At 74.4% G+C, this 20,227-nt stretch carries 22 protein-coding genes; 10 read left to right on the top strand and 12 right to left on the bottom strand.

Features of this window, described 5'->3' with window-relative positions; translation table 11 throughout:
* Positions 1-317 precede the first annotated feature (317 nt).
* Positions 318-1,526 (bottom strand): kynureninase, encoded by a 1,209-nt coding sequence (locus tag EV378_RS09010; RefSeq protein WP_132422570.1) that lies wholly within the window; start codon positions 1,524-1,526, stop codon positions 318-320.
* Here EV378_RS09010 and EV378_RS09005 point away from each other — a divergent pair.
* Positions 1,525-2,727: an acyl-CoA dehydrogenase family protein gene (locus EV378_RS09005; protein ID WP_243653355.1), complete on the top strand. Its 1,203-nt coding sequence runs from the start codon at positions 1,525-1,527 to the stop codon at positions 2,725-2,727. The genes EV378_RS09010 and EV378_RS09005 overlap by 2 nt on opposite strands.
* On the opposite strand, the gene EV378_RS09000 is transcribed toward EV378_RS09005, so the two are convergent.
* Complete coding sequence (locus tag EV378_RS09000) at positions 2,710-3,864, bottom strand: DegT/DnrJ/EryC1/StrS family aminotransferase (RefSeq protein WP_243653354.1); 1,155 nt, start codon at positions 3,862-3,864, stop codon at positions 2,710-2,712. The two genes, EV378_RS09005 and EV378_RS09000, sit on opposite strands and share 18 nt — an antisense overlap.
* A 204-nt stretch (positions 3,865-4,068) precedes the next feature.
* On the opposite strand from EV378_RS09000, the gene EV378_RS08995 reads away from it, so the two are divergent.
* Positions 4,069-5,724 (top strand): GMC oxidoreductase, encoded by a 1,656-nt coding sequence (locus EV378_RS08995; protein ID WP_165922204.1) that lies wholly within the window; start codon positions 4,069-4,071, stop codon positions 5,722-5,724.
* 5 nt (positions 5,725-5,729) lie between these two features.
* Here the strand turns inward: EV378_RS08995 and EV378_RS08990 are convergent, their stop codons facing one another.
* The 4 genes from EV378_RS08990 to EV378_RS08975 form a co-directional block, all read right to left on the bottom strand.
* Complete coding sequence (locus tag EV378_RS08990; protein ID WP_132422568.1) at positions 5,730-5,996, bottom strand: hypothetical protein; 267 nt, start codon at positions 5,994-5,996, stop codon at positions 5,730-5,732.
* A gap of 82 nt (positions 5,997-6,078) precedes the next feature.
* The gene (locus EV378_RS08985) at positions 6,079-7,200 is read right to left on the bottom strand and encodes a sensor domain-containing diguanylate cyclase (protein ID WP_132422567.1); all 1,122 of its coding nucleotides are present in this window, start codon (positions 7,198-7,200) and stop codon (positions 6,079-6,081) included.
* A gap of 88 nt (positions 7,201-7,288) precedes the next feature.
* Positions 7,289-8,794, bottom strand: coding sequence for a DHA2 family efflux MFS transporter permease subunit (locus EV378_RS08980; RefSeq protein WP_132427629.1), 1,506 nt, complete (start codon positions 8,792-8,794; stop codon positions 7,289-7,291).
* Positions 8,795-8,837: 43 nt separating this feature from the next.
* The gene (locus EV378_RS08975; RefSeq protein ID WP_132422566.1) at positions 8,838-9,233 is read right to left on the bottom strand and encodes a TOBE domain-containing protein; all 396 of its coding nucleotides are present in this window, start codon (positions 9,231-9,233) and stop codon (positions 8,838-8,840) included.
* An 84-nt stretch (positions 9,234-9,317) separates the two neighbouring features.
* On the opposite strand from EV378_RS08975, the gene EV378_RS08970 reads away from it, so the two are divergent.
* A complete protein-coding gene (locus tag EV378_RS08970) occupies positions 9,318-10,433 on the top strand; it encodes a baeRF2 domain-containing protein (RefSeq protein WP_132422565.1) in 1,116 nt (371 codons plus the stop codon).
* A gap of 231 nt (positions 10,434-10,664) precedes the next feature.
* Here EV378_RS08970 and EV378_RS35265 read toward each other — a convergent pair whose 3' ends face one another.
* A complete protein-coding gene (locus tag EV378_RS35265) occupies positions 10,665-10,823 on the bottom strand; it encodes a hypothetical protein (protein WP_165922203.1) in 159 nt (52 codons plus the stop codon).
* A 137-nt stretch (positions 10,824-10,960) separates the two neighbouring features.
* Between EV378_RS35265 and EV378_RS08965 the strand changes: the two genes are divergently transcribed.
* The 5 genes from EV378_RS08965 to EV378_RS08945 all read left to right on the top strand — a co-directional run bounded on the left by EV378_RS08965 (position 10,961) and on the right by EV378_RS08945 (position 15,062).
* Positions 10,961-12,184 carry a glycosyltransferase family 4 protein gene (locus EV378_RS08965; RefSeq protein WP_132422564.1) on the top strand — a complete coding sequence of 408 codons (1,224 nt, stop codon included), beginning with the start codon at positions 10,961-10,963 and terminating at the stop codon, positions 12,182-12,184.
* Between the two features lie 483 nt (positions 12,185-12,667).
* Positions 12,668-13,171 carry a GNAT family N-acetyltransferase gene (locus EV378_RS08960; protein WP_207908619.1) on the top strand — a complete coding sequence of 168 codons (504 nt, stop codon included), beginning with the start codon at positions 12,668-12,670 and terminating at the stop codon, positions 13,169-13,171.
* A 53-nt stretch (positions 13,172-13,224) separates the two neighbouring features.
* Complete coding sequence (locus tag EV378_RS08955) at positions 13,225-13,803, top strand: type 1 glutamine amidotransferase domain-containing protein (protein WP_132422563.1); 579 nt, start codon at positions 13,225-13,227, stop codon at positions 13,801-13,803.
* Positions 13,804-13,944: 141 nt separating this feature from the next.
* Positions 13,945-14,481 (top strand): bifunctional nuclease family protein, encoded by a 537-nt coding sequence (locus EV378_RS08950; RefSeq protein ID WP_132422562.1) that lies wholly within the window; start codon positions 13,945-13,947, stop codon positions 14,479-14,481.
* A 308-nt stretch (positions 14,482-14,789) separates the two neighbouring features.
* Positions 14,790-15,062: a hypothetical protein gene (locus EV378_RS08945; RefSeq protein WP_132422561.1), complete on the top strand. Its 273-nt coding sequence runs from the start codon at positions 14,790-14,792 to the stop codon at positions 15,060-15,062.
* Between the two features lie 105 nt (positions 15,063-15,167).
* Here the strand turns inward: EV378_RS08945 and EV378_RS08940 are convergent, their stop codons facing one another.
* The 3 genes from EV378_RS08940 to EV378_RS08930 all read right to left on the bottom strand — a co-directional run bounded on the left by EV378_RS08940 (position 15,168) and on the right by EV378_RS08930 (position 17,064).
* A complete protein-coding gene (locus EV378_RS08940; RefSeq protein ID WP_132422560.1) occupies positions 15,168-15,557 on the bottom strand; it encodes an ANTAR domain-containing protein in 390 nt (129 codons plus the stop codon).
* A gap of 111 nt (positions 15,558-15,668) precedes the next feature.
* A complete protein-coding gene (locus tag EV378_RS08935; RefSeq protein ID WP_132422559.1) occupies positions 15,669-15,911 on the bottom strand; it encodes a hypothetical protein in 243 nt (80 codons plus the stop codon).
* A 13-nt stretch (positions 15,912-15,924) separates the two neighbouring features.
* Positions 15,925-17,064 (bottom strand): inorganic phosphate transporter, encoded by a 1,140-nt coding sequence (locus tag EV378_RS08930; protein ID WP_132422558.1) that lies wholly within the window; start codon positions 17,062-17,064, stop codon positions 15,925-15,927.
* A gap of 180 nt (positions 17,065-17,244) precedes the next feature.
* On the opposite strand from EV378_RS08930, the gene EV378_RS08925 reads away from it, so the two are divergent.
* Together EV378_RS08925 and EV378_RS08920 are read left to right on the top strand one after the other, a co-directional pair.
* Positions 17,245-17,853: a PaaI family thioesterase gene (locus EV378_RS08925; protein ID WP_132422557.1), complete on the top strand. Its 609-nt coding sequence runs from the start codon at positions 17,245-17,247 to the stop codon at positions 17,851-17,853.
* Positions 17,853-18,680, top strand: a complete 828-nt coding sequence (locus EV378_RS08920; protein WP_132422556.1) for an SCO6745 family protein — start codon at positions 17,853-17,855, stop codon at positions 18,678-18,680. The genes EV378_RS08925 and EV378_RS08920 overlap by 1 nt, the downstream gene beginning before the upstream one ends.
* Positions 18,681-18,686: 6 nt before the next feature.
* On the opposite strand, the gene EV378_RS08915 is transcribed toward EV378_RS08920, so the two are convergent.
* Together EV378_RS08915 and EV378_RS08910 are read right to left on the bottom strand one after the other, a co-directional pair.
* A complete protein-coding gene (locus EV378_RS08915) occupies positions 18,687-19,496 on the bottom strand; it encodes a mycofactocin-coupled SDR family oxidoreductase (RefSeq protein ID WP_132422555.1) in 810 nt (269 codons plus the stop codon).
* Positions 19,493-20,155 carry a TetR/AcrR family transcriptional regulator gene (locus EV378_RS08910; RefSeq protein ID WP_132422554.1) on the bottom strand — a complete coding sequence of 221 codons (663 nt, stop codon included), beginning with the start codon at positions 20,153-20,155 and terminating at the stop codon, positions 19,493-19,495. Before EV378_RS08910 ends, EV378_RS08915 begins: the two co-directional genes overlap by 4 nt.
* Positions 20,156-20,227: the final 72 nt, after the last annotated feature.

Below are 20,227 nucleotides of genomic sequence, written 5' to 3'. Positions count from 1 at the left end.
GACTGGCGGGGTGCTGCTCCAGCGCATGATCGGCGGGAGTGGCGTCAGCGCGCCAGTGGTGGCGCGTTCTGACCAGTTGCACTGATCATGGCGCGATTCCGCCCGGGGTTGGACGAGAGCGGCTCTGGCAGTCCCGGATCGGACGGGAGCAGCGTTCGTGGCGGAGTCGATCAGGTCGAGCGGCCCTCCATGTCGAACGAGGGTGCCGTTCGGGCAACGACATTGCTCGATGGTGCCGTTCGTTCGGAACGGGGTCGGCCGGAGCGGGGTGGGCCGGAGCGGGGTGGGCCGGAGCGGGCGAGCTCCGGCGTGGCCGGTCAGCCCGCGGAGAGGAGCTCCTCCAGGACCGCCAGGCCGTCGCGGACCTCGGTGAAGCTGGTGGACAGCGGCGCCGGGCCGATGCGGATGCCGTCGGGCTCGCGGAAGTCCGGGATCACGCCGCGCTCCTGCATCCCGGTGACCAGCTCCCGGGCGCCCGGCACGCGCAGGGTGACGTGTCCGCCGCGATGGGCGACGTCGCGCGGCGAGCCGATCGTCACCCCGAACGGCGCCAGGCGCGCGTCGACCAGGGCGATCACGTACTCCGTCAGCTTCTCCGACTTCGCCCGCACCGCGTCAACGCCGGCCTCGGCGAGCATCTCCAGCGACACGGTCAGCGGCAGCAGGCCCAGCACCGGCGGGGTGCCGGAGAGCAGCCGTCGCACACCGGGTTCGGGGTCGTAGCCGGGCGCCATCGCGAACGGGTCGCGCCGCCCGGTCCAGCCCTGCACCGGCTGGTTCAACGACGGCAGCAGGTCCCGTCGCGCGTACGCGAACGCGGGCGCTCCCGGCCCGCCGTTCAGGTACTTGTAGCTGCAGCCCGCAGCCAGGTCGGCGCCCCACCCGTCGAGCTCCAGCGGCACCGAGCCGACCGAATGGCTGAGGTCCCACAGCACCAGGGCCCCGGCGTCGTGCGCGATCCCGGTGATCTGTTCCATGTCCGCCCGCCACCCGGACCAGTACGCGACGTGGGACAGCGACACCAGCGCCGTCGACGGTCCGACCACGTCCGCGATCTGCGACGGCGTGACCCCCGCAGCCGGATCGGTGGTGATCGGACGCAACGTCAGGCCCCGCTCGGCGGCGATCCCCCCGAGCAGGTAGCGGTCGGTCGGGAAGTCCCGCGTGTCGACGACGATCTCGGTCCGCCCCGGACGAGCTGCGACGGCGGCCCTGGCCAGCTTGTAGAGCAGCACCGTCGTCGAGTCGGCCAGCACGACCTGACCCGGCCCCGCGCCGAGCGCCAGCGCGCCGAGCCGGTCGCCGAGCGTCGTCGGCGTCTCCCACCAGCCCTCGTCCCAGCCGCGGATCAGACGCGCGCCCCACTCGTCGCGGACGAACGCCGCGATCCGCTCGGCCGTCGCCGCCGGGGGACGGCCGAGCGAGTTCCCGTCCAGGTACGCGACGACGCCGGGGGCCGGGGAAAAGCGGTCCCGGAACGGGGCGAGCGGGTCGGCGGCGTCGTGCCCCGACGGATCGAGATCCATGAGTGCCAGTATCTCGGGCATGGACTTCCAGCTCCCGGAGACCGCCCAGGCCGTGCAGAAGGGCGTGCGCGAGCTGTGCGCCGACTTCGGCACCGACTACTGGTCGCGCTGCGACGCCGAGGGACGCTGGCCCGAGGAGCTGTGGGAGGCGCTCGGTGCGGGCGGCTGGCTCGGGCTGGCGATCGCCGAGCAGTACGGCGGCGCGGGGGCAGGGCTGCTGGAGCTCGCCGTCGCGCTGGAGGAGATGTCCGCCGCAGGGGCCGGCACGGCGGGCGCGTTCCTCTACCTGCTCACGCCCGGGTTCGGCGGCGTCACGCTGAGCCGGCACGGCACACCGGAGCAGCGCGAGGAGCTCCTGCCCGGGATCGCGGCCGGCACCACCCAGACCTGCTTCGCGCTGACCGAGCCGGACGCGGGCTCCAACGCGCTCGCGCTGGCCACCCACGCCCGCCGCGACGGCGACGACCTGCTGCTGCGCGGGCAGAAGGTGTGGATCTCCGGCGTGCAGCGGGCGGACTGGATGCTCGCCGTCTGCCGCACCACCCCGGCGGCCGAGGCGTCCGGGCGCACGCACGGCTTCTCCGTCCTGCTCGTCGACGTGAAGGAGGCGGAGAAGGCCGGGACACTGCGCTACACGCCGATCACGAAGGCGGGCAACCGGATCGTGCAGTCCAACCAGGTCTGGTTCGACGACGTGCGGGTCCCGTCGCACCGCGTGCTCGGCGAGGTCGACCACGGGTTCGTCGTGCTGTGGGACATCCTCAACCCGGAGCGGATCCTGGCCGCCTCCGGCGGCGTCGGGACGGCGGAGCTGGCGCTGCGCCTGGCCGTCGGCTACGCCCGCGAGCGCGAGGTGTTCGGCCGCCCGATCGGCTCCAACCAGGGCCTCGCGTTCCCGCTGGCCAGGGTGAAGGCGCAGGCCGAGCTCGGCAGGCTGATGACGCACAAGGCGGCGTGGCTGTACGACCGCGGCGAGCCCTGCGGCGACGAGGCGAACATCGCGAAGCTCACCGCGGCGAACGCGGCGTGGGAGGCGGCCGACCGCGCCTACCAGACCTACGGCGGCATGGCGTTCTCCGAGGAGTACCCGATCGCCCGGCTGCACCGCGACGCCCGGATCGCCAAGAACATCCCGGTCGCCGAGGAGCTCGTCCTGGCGCACATCGCGACCCAGGGACTGGGCCTACCGCGCAGCTACTGACGGTCGCGGCGCCGGGCGGGGAGTGGCCGCCCGGTTGCGCGCGGCCAGCAGCCGGACGACCGGCGTCGGCAGCTCCGGTGCCAGGTCGACGACGCACGTGCGGGCCAGGACGTCGAGCGTCGCCGGGCAGGCGTCCGGGCCGTGGTCGACGTCGCGCACCGCGTCCCGGTACGGGTCGGCGCGCGGGTGCAGCGGGTTGCGTGTACGGATCGAGCGCCAGTTCGTGTAGACGTGCCTGCCGGTGTCCGCCAGGCGGTGCACGCCGCGCCGGTCGGCGAACGCGATCGCGTCGGCGTCGCCGTCCGGCCCGTCGAACGTGACGGCGAGCCCGGCCGCGGACACCGGGTCGTGGTGCGGCACCGGGCGCGGCGCCCCCGGCCAGGACGGCAGTGTCTCCAGCATGATCCGGCGGTGCCGCCTGCGGCGCAGCAGCTGCGCGTCGAGGGTGGCCAGCTGCGGACGCAGCACGGCGGCCGAGAGCTCCGGCATCCGCAGGTTCACGCCGACGATCAGGTCGGCGTCGTCGGTCGCGAAGCCGGGGCGGGTGTAGCTGCCGACGTCGTGGTACATCGCCGCCCGGTGGAACAGCCTGTCGTCGTCGGTGAGCAGCGCGCCGCCCTCGCCGCTGCGGATGTTCTTGTACTGGTTGAAGCTGAAGCACCCGGCATGGCCGATCGACCCGACCCGCCTGCCCTTGTAGCGCAGCCCGATCGCCTGGCAGGCGTCCTCGATCACGGTCAGGCCGTTCGCCGCCGCCGCGGTCATGATCGGGTCCATGTCGCAGACCAGGTTCTGCATGTGGACCGGGATCACCGCGCGGCTCTGCGGAGTGATCTTGCGGGCGAGGTCGACCGGGTCCATCGTCAGCGACGCGTCGACGTCGACGAGCACCGGGACGGCACCGACGGCGAGCGGCGCCGCGGCCGTCGACACCCAGGTGTAGGCCGGGACGAGGACCTCGTCGCCGGGCCCGACACCGGCCCCGACGAGCGCCGCCACCAGCGCGCTGGTGCCGCTGTTCACAGCCAGTGCGTGCCGGACACCGATCACGTCCTGTAGCTCCCGCTCCAGACGTGCGACCTCGGACACACCACCGGCGGAGTATCGGCCCAGCTCGCCGCGGCCGAGAACACGCACCGTGGCGGCCATACCCCTCGCGGTCGTGGCTGCGGCCACCAGTCCCATACTCGGAACGCCTCCTGGGGCGGCGCCCGCGGGGGGAGCCGACCACTCGTACGGTGAATCGGACACAACCGACATTACTGTCCGGCATCCGGTCGTGATCCACTGCCCCTTTCGGGGAGGGGGTCACGACCGATACGGCGGAAGGACATGCACGCCATGCTGATCGATGCGCGTCGGGCGCTGCCCGGATCGGTGTTCGAGACCGAGGTCTGTGTGATCGGGAGTGGGCCGGCGGGCGCCACCGTGGCGGCCGAGCTGGCCGACCGCGGCATCGGGGTGATCGTGCTCGAGGGCGGCGGCGACGGCAGCGACCGCACGGCCACCGACACCTATCGTGGGGTCGCGGGCGCCGGTGCGCACGACCCGCTGGAGGCCGTGCGGCAGAAGCGGTTGGGCGGGAGCAGCGGCGTGTGGGGAGGCCGCTGTGCTCCGCTCGACGATCTCGACCTCGACGAGCGCGACTGGGTCCCCGAGTCCGGCTGGCCGATCGGGCACGACGAGCTGCGGGCCTTCTACGGCCGCGCCGTGCGCCACCTCGACGCCGGCGGGCCGGACTGGTCGGCCTCGACGTCCGGGATGCCGGGTGTGCCCCACGGCGCCCGCCCGAGCGACGCGCTGCGCTGGGACGACCTGTGGCGGTGGAGCCCGCCCACCAAGTTCGGCCCGCGGGTGGAGTCGCTGGCCACCACCGGCCGGCTGCGGCTGTTCCTGCACGCGACGGTCGCCCGCCTGGACAGGGACCCGGACGGATCCGGGGCCGGCTCCGGCGTCAGCGAAGCCGTCGTCGTGCCGCGCCGCGGTCTGGAGATCCGGGTCCGGGCGCGCGAGTTCGTGCTCGCGGCCGGCGGGCTGGAGTCGGCGCGGATCCTGCTCGCCTCGGACGGCTACGGCGGCAGCGGGCTCGGCCCCGGCATCGGCAACGAGCACGACCAGGTGGGCCGCCACTACATGACGCACCCGGTCGGCGAGGTCGGGCGGCTACGGCTGACCGAGGCCGGGCGGGCGTTCGGGCTCGGCTACCGCGTGACATCCGACGGCGTCTACGCCCGTCGCATGCTCGCGCTGTCCCCGCAGGTCCAGCAGGCGCAGCGGCTGCGCAACCTCAAGGCGGCGCTGTGGTTCGCCGACCCGAAGGACGCGGGGCACCACGACGCGCTGCTGTCCACGTTCGCGTTGACGTACTGGGGGATGGGCCGGGTCCGCGGCGGGTTCAAGACGTCCGGCACGCACGCCCAGTACACCGGGACGACCGACATCGGGCAGCACGTGCGCAACGTCGTCGCCGACCCGCTGCGGGTGGCCCGCTTCACCGCGGGCTGGGCGCGGCCGCGCCTCACCGGCGCGCGGCACCTGCCGTCGTTCATGCCGCTGGACTCGGGCCACTGCCGGCTGCGCTTCGACGCCGAGCAGACCCCGGACCCGGAGAACCGCGTCACGCTGGACCGCGACCGGGACGCGCTGGGCCAGCGCAGGCTCCGGGTGGACTACTCCGTCTCGGACACCGACCGGCAGAGCATCGCCACGTCGCTGACCCTGATCGGCAAGGAGCTCGAGCGCGCCGGTCTGGCCACCGTCGATCTCGACGACGTGGCGCGCGTCGCGGACCTGCCGATGACCGACGGCACCCATCAGATGGGGCTGCTGCGGATGTCGGCGAGCCCGCGGACCGGGGTCGTGGACACCGACTGCCGGGTCCACGGGACACCGAACGTGCACGTCGTGTCCAGCGCCGTGTTCCCCACGGCGGGCGCGGTCGGGCCGACGCTGGTGCTGGTCGCGCTGGCCTGCCGGACGGCGGACGCGATCAGCTGAGCCGGTCAGCCACCGTCCACGCCGCTGTCCACGCCGCTGTCCGCGGGCGCCGGGTTGTTGCGGCCGACGGCGCGACCGATGAAGAAGCCGACCAGCAACCCGACGATCGCCCCGACCACGAAGATCCCGAACAGGAACCACAGGATCGCCTTGCCCGCGCGTTTGAGGGCGTCGCCGACGCCGCCCTGCGCCAGCGCGTCCGCCAGCGCGGGGTGGGTGTCCGCCCAGTGCGCGAGCATCGGGGCGTGACCGGCGACGAGCGTCAACATCATGCGCGGGACCCTCGCATGATCGCGGTGTCCCTGCTGGGTGGGCCCGACGGTCCGATTCGGACTCTCCGGGCGAAACGAGCCGTCATCCGCCGAGCTCGGTGACCGGGACGCCCGTCTCCACCGCCCGGTCCAGTGCCGCCCACAGTGGACCGAGCGGCAACGGGCGCAGCCGTGTGCGGGTGATCACCGCCGACGCCGGGGTTGGCACGAACGGGTGAGCCCCGGACAGCGCGCCGATCTCGGCCCGCGCCCGCTCGGTCCACCGGGCCAGCTGTTCCGTGCTGCGCGACGGGAGCACGAGCAGGAACTCCTCGCGCCCGACCCGCACGACGCGGTCGGCGCCGACGACGTAGCCGCGCAGCACGCGCGCGACCGCCTCCAGCACCTCCCGCTCGGCGAGGACGCCGTGGCGGGCGCGCACCAGGGACAGCTCGTGCACCCGAAACAGCGCGAGTCCGACCGGCAGGGTGCCGGACGCCGATCCGGCCGTCCACCGGTCCAGGAACGCCCTGGTCGGGAGCCCGCTCTGCGGGTCCCGTTCGGCGCCCGCCACGGCGTCGTCGAGCTCGCTCAGCGCCCGGTCGGCCCGCCGTCGCTGGGAGGCGAGCCGGTCCAGCACGACCGCCATCGCCGCCTCCTGCCGCCGGTCGGCGCCGGAGTCCGGTTCGTCGGCGTCGAGGGCGCGGTCGATCGCGGTGTCACCGGGCAGCCGGGTGCCCAGCGCGGCCCGCAGCCGTCGCAACTCGGCGACGGCGGCCGTCCGGCGGAACGACCAGCGGGCGGTGAACGTGCGCCCGCGTTCCAGCGAGCGGGCCGACCCGTCGACCCGTTCCAGGTCGTGTGCGACGACCGTGGCGCCGGACCGCCGCCCCAGCACGGTCACGCTCCACTCGCGCACCAGCGGCTCGTCGTCGGCGAGACGGACGTGGACGAGCCCCTCCGGGAACGACGACGGTGCGTCACCGGCGAACGCGGCCACGGTCACCCCGGACATCCGGGCCAGGCGCGCGTAGACGTGCGCGGCCCGGACGAAGTACGGCGGGCGCTGGAACAGCGCGACGACCATCAGCGGCGGGTCGTCCGGCGTCGCCAGCGCCCACTCCTCGATCGCCCGCGAGACCGCTGTCAGCGACGACGAGGTGACCGTCCGCGACGGCGGCTGGTCCGGCGTGCCCGAGTGCGCGACGTCCGACGCAGACAGCACGGCCGGGCCCCCTCAGGTCCGCCTGCCGCCGGAGCCTTCACCTCGTCGGCGGTGTCGACGGACGATACTGCCTACGCTGCGTAGTAATCTACGCGGACGGGTGGCTCTCCTCCTCGTGGGCGGGCACCGGACGTGGGCCGGAGACGCCGCAGTGCCGGTCGCCGCACCCCGTGTCCCGGACCGCGCCGTCCCGGCTCGCCTCGTCCCGGCCCGCCCCGCCCCGCCGATTCCGCGGCGGCCCGAGCAGCGTCGCGGACAGCACCGCACCCGCCAGCAGCAGGACCGCCGCGACGTGCATCGCGATCCGGAACCCGGCGCCGAACGGGACCGGGTCGGTCCAGTCGTCGCCCGAGATCCCGGCGACGGCGGGGATCACGGCCACGGCGAGCAGCCCGGCCGCGCGGGCGACGGCGTTGTTCACCCCGGACGCGACGCCGGCGTGCCGGTCGTCCGCGGCGTCCAGCACGGCGGTGGTCAGCGGCGCCACGGCCGCGGACAACCCCAGCCCGAACACGACGACGGCGGGCAGCACGCCCGTCAGGTACGACGTGCCGGGACCGATCAGCGACAGCAGCCAGACCCCGGCCGCGGCGACCACGAGCCCGACGGTCATCGGGACCCGCGGACCGATCCGCGCGCCGAGCGCCCCCATCCGGGCCGAGAGCAGCAGCATCAGCGCCGTCACCGGCAGCATCGACGTCCCGGCCGCGAGCGGGCTGAACCCGCCCACCACCTGCAGCTGGAGCACGACGAGCACGAACAGCAGCCCCAGCGCCGCGTACATCAGCAGCGTGACCAGGTTCGCCGCCGTGAACCGGGCGGAGGCGAACAGCTCGCCGGGCACGAGCGGGGCGGGGGACCGTCGCTCCACGAACGCGAACGCGACGAGCGCCAGGACGCCCGCCAGGCCGGTGACCAGCACGGCCGGGTCGGCTCCGGACTCGCCCGCGGCGGTCAGTGCCCAGGTGAGCGCGCCGAGGCCGACGACGGCGAGCAGCGTCCCCGGCACGTCGAGGTGCTGGACCGCTGACGTGTCCCGGGACTCCGGTACGTGCCGCAGCGCGACCACCACGATGATCGCCGCGATCGGCAGGTTGATCAGGAACACCGCCCGCCACGACCACTCGACGAGCCAGCCACCGACGAACGGGCCGAGCGCACCGGCGACGCCGCCGAGCCCGGACCACGCGCCGATCGCGGCCGCCCGGTCGCGCCCGTGGAACGACGCCGAGATCAGCGCGAGGCTGCCCGGCGTGAGCAGCGCACCGCCGACGCCCTGCAGCGCCCTGGCCCCGACCAGCACCTCGACCGACGGCGCCAGCCCGCACAGCAGCGACGCCGCGGCGAACCAGACGGCGCCGACCAGGAAGATCCGCCGCCGTCCGAACCGGTCCCCGAGCGAACCGCCGAGCAGGATCAGCCCGGCCAGCGTCAGCGTGTAGCCGTTGACCGTCCACTGCAGACCCGCGAACGACGCGCCGAACTCCTCGCCGATCCGGGACAGCGCGATGTTCACGACCGTGGAGTCGAGCATCGCCATGCCGGAGCCGAGCACACAGGCCAGCAGCACCCAGCGGCCGGCGGCCGTTCCCATCCGCAGGTCGGTGACCGTCACGGGGGAAGGTTAGCCAGCGGCGCTAACGGCTGGGCGTCTCCACGACGACGTTCGTCGACTTGATGACGGCGACGGCGAGCACGCCGGGCTCGAGCCCGAGCTCGGCCACCGCCTCGCTGCTCATCAGCGACACGACCCGGTGCGGCCCGCACTGGAGCTCGACCTGGGCCATCACGGTGTCCGCGATGACGGAGGTGACGAGCCCGACCATGCGGTTGCGTGCCGACGTCGGGGCCATCGGGGCGGTCGCGGCGTGCGTCTGGTCCCGGCTGAACGCGGCGAGCTCGGCGCCGTCGATCACCTTGCGGTTCGACGCGTCCAGCTCGACCGGAAGCGACCCGCTGTCGACGTAGCGCCGCACGGTGTCGTCACTGACGCCGAGGAGGTTCGCCGCCTGGGCGATGCGGAAGTGCGGCACGTCACTGATGCTAGAACGGGTCCGTCCGCGGACCGGTTCCGCCCCCGGCGTTTCCGCGCGGTCGTCACGGGTACGGCCGCGGGGATGCGACTCAACTGGCTCCGTTCCCTGACCGACGACCCCGGTCCGTTCGCGACCGTCGTGCTGGACGCCACCAGCGACGAGCCGAAGGGCCCCGACGAGGTGCGCCTGCGCTGGCGCAACCTGCGTGACGACCTGGAACGCCAGGGCGCCCAGGACCGTGTGCTGCAGGTCCTCGACGACGCCGTGGACGCGGGCGACCCGCCGGACGGCACGGCCGCGCGGGTGCTCGTGGCGGGGTCCGGCGGGCTGCTGCTCGACCGCTTCGTCGAGGTCCCGCCGTCCGGCTCCGGCACCGCGACGTGGTCGGATGTACCCGATCTGACGACCGTCACCGCCGCCGTTCCGGAGGAGATCCGGGCCGTCGCCGTGTTCGTCGACGACACCGGGGGCAAGGTCCGCGGGCCCGGCGACGCCGAGGTCGAGGACGTCACGGGCGACTCGGCGGGGCCGGTGCACAAGGCGAACACGGCCGGGCCCGGCGAGGGCGGCGCGGACGCCCGGGTCGAGGAGACCTGGAAGCGCAACGCGCGCGCCGTCGCCGAGCGGGTCGAGAAGATCACCTCCGGCTCCGCGGCCCAGCAGATCGTCCTGACCGGGACCTCGCCCGCCAGGGCACGGCTGCTCGATGAGCTCTCGCCGCACACGGCCGAGCTGGTGTACGAGGTCGAGCACTCCGGTGGCGACTTCCCGGACGACCTCCCGGCCACGCTGCTCACCGCTGCCGACGCGCTGCGTGAGGCACGGCGTGCGCAGTCGGTCGAGCGGTTCGCCGCCGCGGCCGGCCGTTCCGACGGCGTCGCGGTCACCGGGCTCGCCGACGTGCTCGCCGCCGTCCGCGCCCAGGCGGTGGACACACTCGTGCTGGACCCGGCGGCCGCGCCGGACGACGAGGTCTGGATCGGTGCCCGTGGCGAGCCGTCCGAGCTCGCCGCCGACCGCGACGAGCTCACCGCGCTCGGGACCGATCCGGACGCTCGGGTGGCCGCCGTGCCCGCGGTGATCAGGGCCGTCGCGGCCGCGGACGGCGATCTCGTGCTCACCGGCCCGGACGACGACGTGACGCTCCGCGCCGGCGTCGGTGCCCTGCTGCGGTTCCCGGTCGGCCCGGCGTCCTGATCCGGATCGATCCGGATCGGGCCGCACTCGCGCCTCCTCACCGACGTCGCCGACGTCACCGGACCGCGTGCCGCCGCTCACCCGGCCGGGACCGCGTTCCGGCGGGCCAGCGGCACGACCGTCACCGACGGCAGCGCGCGCAGGCGGGGTCGCCGGGCTGCCGGTCGATACCGGCCATGTCGGTGCGCAGCGGCGCGACGCGGAATCCACACCGGCCGCCGGACGGGGCGGTCATCGCTCCGCCCGGACCGCGCCCGCAGCGGCGCCGGAACTCGGTGCTTCGGGGACGAGCGTGTCCACCGGGCCGGGCACGTCCGGATCGTCGTCCACCCGGGCCGCCAGGTCGAGCCGGTGCGGCCCGGTCCGCGAGTCCGCCCGGCGATCGATCATGCGCCGCAGCGGTATCGGGGATGCGTTCGTCGGACAGCGGCGTTACGGTCGGGTCATCGCGTCCGGTGGGTCCACGCCGGACAGTTGCGTAGAGCCAGCTGCGCCGTGACGAAACATCGCGTGCGCAAGGAGTTCTCGTGCGTATCCATCTCGTGTGTTCCGAGTTCGACGTCCTCGCCGCCCCGGGTCGCCCCGGTTGGTCCGGCCGTGCGCTCCAGGTGCGGGGTCTCGGCGGTGCACTGGCGGCCGGTGGCCACGAGGTCACCGTGACCTGTCATCCGGGGCTGGGCTCCGGGACGCCCGTGACCTTGCTGTCCGGGCTGTCCGGGCCGTCCGGGCCGTCCGTCGAACATGTACCGGACGTTCCGGGCGTGCTGCGCGAGCATCTCGTCCAGTCGTGGCGGGAGAGCCCGCCGGACGTCGTGCACGCGCTCGACGGCCCGGCGGGCGTCGCCACGGCGGACGCGGCCGGCGCCGTCGGCGTCGCGCTCGTGCAGAGCGTCACCGCCGTCACCGCACCGGGCACTGTGGACGGTCACGACGCGACCGCCCAGGACGTGCTGCTGCGCCGCGCGGAGCGGGTCCTCGCCGGCAGCGACGCGCAGCGGGAGAACCTGCTGCGCCGTGGCGCGCCGCGCTCGCGGGTGCGGGTCGTCCCGCCCGGCGTGGACGCCGAACAGTGGTCGTCCGACGGCGACTCGCTGCGACGGGGCGATCGGTCCCGTGTCGTGGTCGTCGGCTCGCTCGAGCCGGGCAGTGGCGCGGAGGACGCCATCGCCGCGCTGCGCCAGTCGCCGGAGACGGAGCTGTTCCTCGCGGGCGGGCCGGAACCGGGTCGCGAGGGCGACCCGGACCTCACCCGGCTGCAGGAACTGGCCGCGCGCTGCGGCGTCGGCCGCCGGGTGCGGTTCCTCGGTGCCGTCGCCCAGGAGAACGTGGTGAAGCTGATGCGGTCCGCGGATGTCGTCGTCTGCCCGTCGCGCGACGGCGGATGCGGAGCGACGGTGCTCGAGGCGATGGCCTGCGGACGCCCGGTGGTCGCAGCGGCGGCCGGTGTCCAGTCCGACGTCGTCGTCGACGGCGTCACCGGCGTCCTGGTGCGCCCGGGACATCCGGCCGAGCTGGGGTCGGCGATTCGCTCCGTGCTCGCCGACCCGACGAGCGTCCAGGCGTTCGGTATCGCGGGCCGCGACCGTGTGCTGGCCCGGTATCCCTGGTCCCGGATCGCGGCGAGTGCACTCGGCGTCTACCTCGAGGCGATGGGCGAGCTGCACCCGGTGGTGCCGGAGCCGATCGTGGTGCCGGCACCCGAGACCGGGGCCCCGCCGGAGGACCGCGACCTGGCGGCCGCGGCCGGCTGAACCGGGCCGAGCCGGCCGGCCCAGGCCGGACCCGGCTGAATCGCGCCCGGACCGCGCCGGACCGCGCCGGACCGCGCCGGACCGCGCCGGACCGCGCCGGACCGCGCCGGACCGCGCCGGACCGCGCCGGAGCGCGCCGGAGCGCGCCGGACCGCGCCGGACCGCGCCGGAGCGCGCCGGACCGCGCCGGACCGCGCCGGAGCGCGCCGGACCGCGGAGGGCGCAAGGCGTGCGGGAGCTCCTCGCCGCGGGTCTCGGCTCGCGCTGGTCGCCGCGTCGGTGCTGGACCGTGCTGGATCGCCCGGGACCGGCGGTGGACGTCCGCGACCCGGTCGACGTGCCGCCGCACCCGCCGTTCGGGATCCCGCGGCCCGCCGCCACCCGCTCGGGCCGGCTGCCGCGGCGCTGCACGGCCACGTCGTCGGTGTCCGTCGTCGCTGGACGGGCCTCCGGTTCCGCGGCGCGGCGTTAGCGTCGTGCTCCGTGACGGACGAGATCGGCGCACCCCGGCAGGCGACCCCTGGCGACGTCGAGGGAATGGTCGACGTCGTCGCGATCGTCGCGCCGGAGGGGTCGCTCGGCGCCCAGCACCCGGTGGACCGCGAGATGCTGCGCGAGCGCTACGGCGCGGGTGTCGCGGCCGAGCACCCCACCGGCGTCTGGGTCGTGGACGTCGGAGGACGGGTCGGCGGGTTCGCGCTGGTGTTCCCGCCCGGCCCGACGGGGGTGCTCGACCTGGCGATGGCGCTCCTGCCGGAGGCACGCGGGCGCGGCGCCGGTCGGGCGCTGCTGGACACGGCGCTGGCGCACGCCCGCGCGAACGACGTGCACAAGGTCGAGCTGGAGGCGTGGGTGGACAACGCCCGCGCGATCGCGCTGTACACCGCGGCGGGCTTCGTCGTGGAGGGCGTGCGACGGGACCACTACCGACGCCGTGACGGATCGCTGCGCTCCACACTGCTGATGGCCGTCCATCTGGCCGATTGAGACGCTCCCCAGCGGGAACACGCCTGCCAGCACGCGATCGAGAGGAGAAACCCGTGGCGGGTGAACTGAACGGACGCAGGGTCGCGATCCTGGCGACCGACGGCGTCGAGCTCGTGGAGATCACGCAGCCGCGTGAGGCCGTCGAGAAGGCCGGCGCGCAGGCCGACCTGGTGTCGCTGTCGACCGGCACGATCCAGTCGATGAACGCCGACATCAACCCGGCGGACAAGGTGACGGTGGACAAGGCCGTCACGGACGTGTCCGCCGACGACTACGACGCGTTGATCCTGCCCGGCGGCACGGTCAACCCGGACACGCTGCGCGGCAACGCGGACGCGGTCGCGTTCGTGAAGGCGTTCGTCCAGGCCGGCAAGCCGGTGGGGGCGATCTGCCACGGCCCGTGGACGCTGGTCGAGGCGGACGTCGTCAAGGGCCGGACGCTGACGTCGGTGCCGAACATCCGCACCGACCTGCGCAACGCCGGCGCGACCGTCGTCGACGAGGAGGTCGTCTGCGACGAGGCGCTGGTGACCAGCCGTACTCCGGACGACCTGGACGCGTTCTGCGCCAAGCTCGTCGAGGAGTTCGCGGAGGGCAGGCACCCGGTGCGCCAGGCGGGCGCGACCGCCTGAGTTCGAGCACGGCGACAGCGGTCGCCAGGTCACTCGAGGTCGTCGTGCACGCCGGGCGGGTCCCCGGCCGGTCGCGGCCCCGCGCCCACGAGTGCGGCGCTGCGCCGTTTCCGCGGGCGTCTGCCGGGTAGTCGACTCGTCGTGGTTCAGGTACAGGTCCACGGGATCGGCATCGACGCCCGGTGGGCGCAGCCGATCGTGCTGCTCCAGGAGATCGACGGCCGGGGACGCATCCTGCCGGTCTGGATGGCCGAGCCGGACGCGGCGGCCGTCGTCGCCGCCCGCAGTGGCGCCGACCCACCCCGCCCGGACACGCACACCCTGATCCGGCAGGTCCTGTACGCGTTCGGCCGGACGCTGACCGGCGTGACGATCACCGAGATGCGCGACGGCGTGTTCCACGCCGAGCTGGTCGTCGACGGCGGGCTGCGGATCGACTCGCGGACCAGCGACGCGATCGCGCTCGCCCTCCGCGCCGGCGTCGACATCGAGGCGACGGAGGCGGTGCTCGATCGCGCGGGTGTACCGCCGGGCTCGGTCGTCACGAGCGACGACCCGGACTCCGGCGGGAGCTCCCCGCTCCCGCAGGGGGAACGACCGGTCGACGAGGCGGACGTCGAGCGGTTCCGCCGCATGCTCGACGACGTGTCGCCGTCGGACTTCGAGCGGGATCCCTGAGCCCGTTTCACCGGCGGCCCGGCGGGTACCTCTGCAATCGAGGGTGGCGGGGTGGAGCCCGGGCCGCACTGTCGCCCCAGGTCCCTGAGGTTGAGCCGTAGCAGCCTCGGGGGCCGTCCGTAAATGTCCGACACCGGCAGCGGCCGTTTCCGTTCGACCGCTGCCGGTGCCCGTTCGACCGGCCGACCATCCACGCGTGCCGCTGACCGACCGGAAGACACCCTCAGCCGCGACTCCCCTCGCCGACGCACACGGCGCACGGCCCTCGCCAGCATGATGACGACGCAGACGGTGGGGAGGGGCCGAGGATGTCGCTGGACGCGAGGAACGTCGCCGACCGGATCGGCACGTGCCCCGACGTGTCGGGGCTGCACTCCGGTCCGCTCGGCACGATCGTGACGCCGACCGAGGCCGGCCCGGTGATCGGGATCCGGATCAACAGCTCGATGATCGTCCTCGGCATCGTCGTCGGACCGGGAGCCGATGCCGCCGACGTCGCCGCGGGCGTGCGGGCGCGCGTCTCGGACGTCGCGCCGGGCCTGCCGGTCAGCCTGAGCTTTCGCAAGCTTCCCGCGGCCTGACGCCGGTCCGGGCAGCGGCCGCCGGACCGTGATCGCGGCGTGCGGAGGATCGCGGCCGCTGGTGGCCGTCCGCCTCCGAACCGGCTGATCATCGTCCGGCTCGGGTCAGCGCGGTCCGCGCAGGCGCACCAGCTCGTCGACCAGATCACCGGCGTCCCCCGCGGGCACCGGCGCGACGAGTGCCGCCCCGGCCGCGCGTGCCCGTTCCCCGACCGCGTCCGGCTCGTCGGCCAGCAGCACGACGACCGACGGCCGCTTCGACCCCTCCCTGGTCAGCGTGCTGATCCGCCCCAGGTCGAGGTGCCGGGGCCGCGGGCTGACCAGCACGACGACGTCCGGGCGCAGCCGGGATGCGGACGGCGTCATCCCGACGGTGTCGATCGCGGCGACGACGTCGATCCCGCCCGCCCTGCCCAGTGCTGCCACCACGCGTTCGCGCAGCCCCACGTCGTCGCAGGCGACGACGACCGAGAGCAGGTCCGTGCGACGCGGCACCCGGCGCCTCCGAGGTCACACCGCGGCCGGGGAACCGCGGGCGGCCATGATCCCCCTGCAACAGGCCGCGCGGCCTCACCAATTGTGGGGATCCGCCGGCTGCCGGGCCGGTCAGGCGGCGATCAGGTAGAGCCCGTACAGGAGGATCGCGGCGCACGCCGCGAAGCACACGCCGGCGATCGCGGACCCGGTCGTGCGGCCGAGCGTCGGACCCTGCCCGTCGTGCCGTCCGCCGACGGTCGTCCGGCGGGCAGCCAGCCCGACGGTGCCGAGAGCGAACAGCACCACCACGACCACGCCGATCGCCAGTGACACGACGCTGACCAGCCCGAGGGCGGCCCAGTCGATCTTCATGTCGGTGTTCCTCTCAGGCGAGCCCGGCCGCGGCCGGGGTCTGCTCGTCGACCGACGGCACGTCGTTGACGTTGTCCGCGGTGATCGGGTTGCGGCGGGACCAGGCGTAGATGCCGCCCGCGGCGGCGACCAGCACGACGGCGACGAGGACGGTGCCGACGACGCCCGTCGACGCGGCCCACGCGCTCACGGCGCCGACGATCGCGGCGGCGGGCAGCGTCAGGATCCAGGCGATCGCCATCTGGCCCGCGACGCCCCACTGGACCGTCGCCAGCCGGCGACCGGCGCCCGCACCGAAGATCGAGCCGGTGGCGACCTGCGTGGTGGACAGCGCGAACCCGAGGTGCGCCGAGGTCAGGATGACCGACGCGGACGCGGCCTCGGCCGCGAAGCCCTGCGGGGTCTGGATGTCGCTGACCCGCTTGCCGAGGGTCTGGATGATCCGCCATCCGCCCAGGTAGGTGCCCAGTCCGATGGCCAGGCCGCAGGACGCGATCACCCAGAACGGCGGGCCCGCGTCCGGGGCCAGTACGCCCGCGGTGACCAGCGTCAGCGTGATCACGCCCATGGTCTTCTGCGCGTCGCTCGTGCCGTGCGCGAGCGCGACCGTCGACGCCGTGACGATCTGGCCGACCCGGAAGCCCTTCGAGACGGTCTCCGGGTCCGAGCGCTCGGTCATCCGGTACGCCAGGTACGTCGCGATCATGGCGATGATCCCGGCCAGGATCGGGGAGATCACCGCCGGGAGCACGACCTTCGAGACGACCGCGCCGAACTTCACGGCCCCCAACCCGGCCGCGACGATCGTCGCGCCGATCAGGCCGCCGAACAACGCGTGCGACGAGCTCGACGGCAGCCCCAGCAGCCAGGTGACCAGGTTCCAGAGGATCGCGCCGACCAGCCCCGCGAAGATCACTACCGGACTGATCTTCGTGTCGTCGACGAGCCCGCTGGAGATCGTCTTCGCGACCTCGACGGACAGGAACGCGCCGACGACGTTCAGGATCCCGGCCACGGCGACCGCGATCCGTGGCGGCATGGCTCTCGTGGCGATCGACGTGGCCATGGCGTTCGCCGTGTCGTGGAACCCGTTGGTGAAGTCGAACGCGAGCGCGGTCACCACGACCACGATCACGATCAGCGACACGTCCATCAGACAGTCCTCTCCCGTACCCCGTTGCCCGGAACAGGGTTTGTCGGGACCGGCGGCGAGCGATGCGCCGCGAAAGGGTCACGTCGGTGAACAGCTGGCAACAACGATCACTGAACGTGACGATCGGGTCGTTATCCCCCGCGTCGGCCGGGATCGGCGGCTGCGGGGTAGAACTCTGACGTGACCGGGACACCGATGGCTGCCGCCGAACTGCTCGGGATCGAGCTCGTCACCGACACGGCCGACGCCACCGACGCCCCGGACCAGGTCGTGTGTCGCCTGCGGATCGGCGAGTCGCACCTCAACCAGGGCCTGATCGGGCACGGCGGCGTGCTGTTCACACTCGCCGACACCGCCGTCGGACTGCTCGCGAACCCGCCGGACCTGGGGGAGACGTGGGTGGGGACCTCGTTCCACGTGCAGCTGCTGCGCGGGGCGGGGCTCGGTGACGTCGTCGTGGCGACGGCCGTGCGGGAGAGCCGCTCGCGTCGCCTGCAGGCCTGCACGGCCCGGCTGACCCGGGAGCGCGACGGCGCGTTCCTCGGCACGGTCGGCGTCCAGCTGATCGTCGCGCCGCCGGACCCGTACCCGGCGGCCAGCCTGACCGGCGAGCGTCCGGCGACGGCGGACGAGCCGCTCTACCGCGCGCTGGCGGAGGCGGCCCGTCGCGACGGCCACCCGCCGCCGGAACCGGCGAACGACGCCCGCGTGCTCTACGACGGTGACCGGCCGGTCGGGCTCGTCGCCGGTGACTACCGCTGGACCTACCCCCGCTGGAGGACCTTCTGATGACGGCCCGCGACCTGTGGCGACGACTCGAGCCGATCCACGACGTCGTCTACTTCAGCCCGGAGTCCCGCACCGCCGCCGACGCGATCGGGATGCGCGGCTACTGGATGGGCTACGTCGCGTTCCGGGTCGCGCCGCTGGGGCCGGTGGGGCCCGCGCCGGTGATCGCCGCGTTCCACGGGTTCCCGCCGTCGACGATCACCCGCGCGCTGCCGGACGCGTGGTCCTACGCGACGCCGGAGCTGGCCCTCGAGGCGCGGGCGGCCGGCACGGCAGAGGCGCTGCGACGGCTGTGGGGATCCGATGTGGACGTCACGGAAGCGGCCGACCTGGCGTGGACGGCCGCGCAGGCCGCCGACGACCCGGGACGCGTGCTCGGCGCCGCGAACCGCGCGCTGCAGCGCCCCGACGACCCGGTGCGCGCGCTCTGGCAGGCCGCGACGACGCTGCGCGAGCACCGCGGTGACGGTCACGTCGCGGTCCTGGTCACGCGCGGGATCGGACCGGTGCACGCGCACCTGCTCAAGCTCGCCGCCGGCGGCACCGACCCGGACATGCTCCGTCGGTCCCGCAGGTGGTCCGACGAGCAGTGGGCGGCCGCGGGTGCGGACCTGCGCGAGCGCGGGTGGACCGACGACGACGGCCGGCTCACCGACGCCGGCACCGCCGAGCGCGACGAGATCGAACGCCTCACCGACGCCGCCGCCGTCGTGCCGTGGGAGGCGCTGGGCCGCGAGCGCTCGGAGCGGCTCGCCGGGTTGCTGGACCCGCTCGCCGCGGCGGTCGCCGGGGACCTTCCGGCCGGGAACCCGGTCGGGCTCGGCTGAGGGGTCTCAGAACTCGGTGACGCCCGCGTCCGGCGCGAGCTCGTGTCCGGTGACGTAGCGGCTGTCGTCGGAGGCGAGGAACAGCACCGAGCGCGCGACGTCGTCGGGGTCGACGGCCTGCACCGGGATCAGGTTCGTGAACATCCCGCCCAGGCGCGGGTCCGTCGCCATCGCCGTGCCCAGCGCGGACTGCATCTCACCGGTGCCCATCGGGGTGGTCATGCCGGTGGGGTGCACGGTGTTCACCCGCACGCCGTGCCGCCCGAGCTCGACCGCGAACGCCTTCGCCATGCCGCGCACGGCGAACTTGCTCGTCGTGTACGGGACCATGAACGGCTGCACCTTCAGGCCGGCCGCGGAGCTGATCACCACGATCGACCCGGCGCCACGTTCGACGAGGTGCGGCGCGCCCGCCATCACCGTGTTCCACACGCCGACGACGTTCACGTCGAGCGTGTCCCGCAGGATCTCCGGCGTGACCGCGTCCCAGGCCCGCGGGATGCAGATGCCCGCGTTCGCGACGACCGTGTCCAGCCGCCCGAGCCGCGAGACGCCGTCGTCGACGCCCGCGCGCAGCCCGTCGAGGTCGCGCACGTCGACCTGGACCCGCACGGCGCGTCGGCCCTCCTTCTCCACCAGCGCGACCGTCTCGTCCAGATCGGACGGTTCCGCGGAGTCGTAGTCGACGCCGGGCAGCGGCCCGCACACGTCGACCGCGATCACGTCGGCGCCCTCGGCCGCCAGCCGCACCGCGCACGCGCGGCCCAGACCGCGTGCCGCGCCGGTGACCAGCGCGACCGTTGCCTCGATCCTCATGCCATCTCCTCGTCGTGTTCCCGGGTGACCGGGGCCGTCCACACGGCCACCAGCACGTCGACCAGGCCGGTCGCCGCGTCGTCCCAGGTGGCGCGGGGGGTGTGCAGGCCGTCCGCGAGCGCCCGCTCGCGCTCCGCGAACTGGTGGACCATCAGCAGCCGCGCGACGTCGCCGCGTTCCAGGCGCACCTCGAGGGGCAGCTGCGGCAGGCAGGCGTTGAGACCGCGGAGCAGCCGGGACAGCGCGGGGGACTCGAGCGCCTCGGTCGCCATGATCTCGCGCAGCGCCGGGTCCGTCGTGACCTGCGCCCCGAACCGGGCGTACCAGGTGGGGGAGCCGAGCTCGGCCAGGTGCAGCGCGGTCGGCCGCACCAGGGCGTCCACCCGGTCCCGGATGCCGCTGTGCTCGTCGAGCCGGTCCAGCAGCCGCGCGCGGTGGTGCTCGATCCGCTCCGCGTGCCGGTGCACGACGGCACGGACCAGGTCGGTCTTCGTCCCGAAGTGGTAGCCGACGACGGCCGTGTTGCCCTGGCCCGCGGCCTCCGCGATCGCCCGGTTGGAGACGCCGTGCACGCCCTGCTCGGCGCACAGGCGCTCGGCGGCGTCCAGGATCGCCTCCCGGGTCCCGGCGCTCCGGTCGGTGCGTGCGCGCGCCGCCATCGGTCACCTCCGCAGTGATAGCCCGCTCTCGCTTAATTCAATCGCATGATTTAGGTTGGGTCCAGCCCGGAC

The organism is Pseudonocardia endophytica (genome assembly GCF_004339565.1).
Classification (GTDB): Bacteria; Actinomycetota; Actinomycetes; order Mycobacteriales; family Pseudonocardiaceae; genus Pseudonocardia; species Pseudonocardia endophytica.
Note: the sequence above shows the minus strand (reverse complement) of the source record. Positions and strands in the feature narration are given on the sequence as shown.